The 2945-nt window shown below is 53.7% G+C and carries 1 rRNA gene; it reads right to left on the bottom strand.

Annotated elements, in window-relative coordinates:
• Positions 1-6 precede the first annotated feature (6 nt).
• Positions 7-2854, bottom strand: a 23S ribosomal RNA gene (locus tag HMPREF1986_RS10850).
• Between the last annotated feature and the right edge of the window lie 91 nt (positions 2855-2945).

Genomic DNA, 2945 nt, shown 5'->3' with positions numbered 1-2945 from the left:
TCCGACTATGGATAAGCCCTCGACCGATTAGTAGCTGTCAGCTGCATGCTTTGCAGCACTTCCACCTCAGCCCTATTTACCTCTTTCTCTCAAAGGGGTCTTACTCTTTCGATGGGATATCTCATCTTGAGGTTGGCTTCACGCTTAGATGCTTTCAGCGTTTATCCATTCCCGACTTGCCTACCCTGCTGTGGGATCGATTCCCAACAGGTACAGCAGAGGTCAGTCCATCCCGGTCCTCTCGTACTAAGGACAGATCCTCTCAAATATCCTGCGCCCGCGCCGGATAGGGACCGAACTGTCTCACGACGTTCTGAACCCAGCTCGCGTACCGCTTTAATGGGCGAACAGCCCAACCCTTGGGACCGACTTCAGCCCCAGGATGCGATGAGCCGACATCGAGGTGCCAAACCTCCCCGTCGATGTGAACTCTTGGGGGAGATCAGCCTGTTATCCCCAGGGTAGCTTTTATCCGTTGAGCGATGGCAATCCCACTTTCATACCACCGGATCACTAAGTCCGTATTTCTACTCTGCTCGGACCGTCGCCCTCGCAGTCAGGCTCCCTTCTGCCTTTGCACTCTGCGGATGGTTTCCAACCATCCTGAGGGAACCTTTGAGCGCCTCCGATACCCTTTCGGAGGCGACCGCCCCAGTCAAACTCCCCACCTGACAGTGTCCCGCGGCCGGCTTACGGCCTTCGGTTAGAAATCCAGCAGCATAAGGGTGGTATCCCAACAGCGACTCCGAGAAAACCGAAGTTCTCTCCTCTCAGTCTCCCACCTATCCTGTGCATACACTGCCGAATCCCAGTATCAAGCTGGAGTAAAGCTCCATGGGGTCTTTCCGTCCTGGCGCGGGGAACCAGCATCTTCACTGGTACTTCAATTTCACCGGGTGCATTGTTGAGACAGCGCTCAAATCATTACGCCTTTCGTGCGGGTCGGAACTTACCCGACAAGGAATTTCGCTACCTTAGGACCGTTATAGTTACGGCCGCCGTTTACTGGGGCTTCAATTCAAAGCTTCGCTTTCGCTAACCTCTCCTCTTAACCTTCCAGCACCGGGCAGGCGTCAGCCCATATACTTTACCTTTCGGTTTCGCATAGACCTGTGTTTTTGCTAAACAGTTGCTTGAGCCTTTTCTCTGCGGCCCACTCTCGTGGGCACCCCTTCTCCCGAAGTTACGGGGTCATTTTGCCGAGTTCCTTAACAATGCTTCTCCCGTCGGCCTTAGGATTCTCTCCTCATCTACCTGTGTCGGTTTGCGGTACGGGCTCATGATACACAATAGCGGCTTTTCTCGCCACAGTCTCCGGAAGCTTCCCTACTTTTCTTCGTTCCGCTTCACGCCTTTCGGCGCTTGCACCGGTCTTCTCTCTCCCGGCTCTTCCTTCCCCCATGTGTCCCCGCAGTTCTGATATCATTCGGTACTGGAATCTTCACCAGTTCTCCATCGACTACGCTTTTCAGCCTCGCCTTAGGCCCCGACTTCCCCAGGGCAGATCAGCTTTACCCTGGAAACCTTAGATTTTCGGCCTGGAGGATTCCCACCTCCATCTCGCTACTCATTCCGGCATTCTCTCTTCAAAACTCTCCACAGGACCTTCCGGTCCTGCTTCTATGGGTTTTCAATGCTCCTCTACCGATGGATTTCTCCATCCCTAAGCTTCGGTGTCGTGTTTCAGCCCCGTGAATTTTCGGCGCACGACCTCTCGACTAGTGAGCTATTACGCACTCTTTGAATGTGTGGCTGCTTCTGAGCCAACATCCTAGTTGTCTCTGAGATTGCACATCCTTTCCCACTTAACACGCACTTTGGGACCTTAGCTGTAGATCCGGGCTCTTTCCCTTTTGACCATGCAATTTATATCGCATCGTCTGACTCCCGTGTCTGTCTTCCTGCCATTCGGAGTTTGATATCTCTTGGTAGACTTTGACGCCCCCTCAAGAATTCAGTGCTCTACCTGCAAAAGATCATTAACACGAGGCTAGCCCTAAAGCTATTTCGAGGAGAACCAGCTATCTCCGGGTTCGATTGGAATTTCTCCGCTATCCACACCTCATCGCCACCCTTTTCAACGGATGTGCGTTCGGACCTCCACCAAATTTTACTTTGGCTTCATCCTGGACATGGATAGGTCACCCGGTTTCGGGTCTATCTCTGCTGACTTTTCGCCCTATTAAGACTCGCTTTCGCTTCGGCTCCGGACCTTAAATCCTTAACCTTGCCGGCAGCGATAACTCGCCGGACCGTTCTACAAAAAGTACGCGGTCGGACTTTCGTCCTTCCACAGCTTGTAAACACAGGGTTTCAGGTTCTCTTTCACTCCCCTCCCGGGGTCCTTTTCACCTTTCCTTCACAGTACTCTCGCTAGCGGTCACTGAGTAGTATTTAGCCTTGGGGGGTGGTCCCCCCTTCTTCCTGCCAGCTTCCACGTGTCTGACAGTACTCCGGATCCCGCGCCATTCTCTAAGCTTCGTGTAAGGGGCTCTCACCCTCTATGGCGGCGCTTTCCAGCGCGCTTCCACTCCCTCTTCGAACTTTTTCGCGGTCCTTACCCCGCGGTGCACGCACCGCGGTTTGGGCTCCTCCGATTTCGCTCGCCGCTACTTTCGGAATCACGGTTGTTTTCTCTTCCTCCGCCTACTGAGATGTTTCAGTTCGGCGGGTTCCCTCCGCATGGCTATGAATTTACCCTGCGGTACCGGAGGGTTACTCCGGTGGGTTTCCCCATTCAGATATCGGCGGATCACCTCGTATTTGCCAATCCCCGCCGCTTTTCGCAGCTTATCACGTCTTTCTTCGGCTCTCAGTGCCTGGGCATTCACCCTGTGCTCTTTTCGCTTAACCATCCCCGGATTCCTCCGGGTGAGACACTAGCGTGTGTCTCTTTGTCTTCTCTCTGCGGATGTCTCCATCCGCAGCCTCAGATGTCTTACTCT

The sequence above is a fragment of the Oribacterium sp. oral taxon 078 str. F0263 genome (assembly GCF_000469565.1).
Lineage (GTDB): Bacteria > Bacillota > Clostridia > Lachnospirales > Lachnospiraceae > Oribacterium.
Note: the sequence above shows the minus strand (reverse complement) of the source record. Positions and strands in the feature narration are given on the sequence as shown.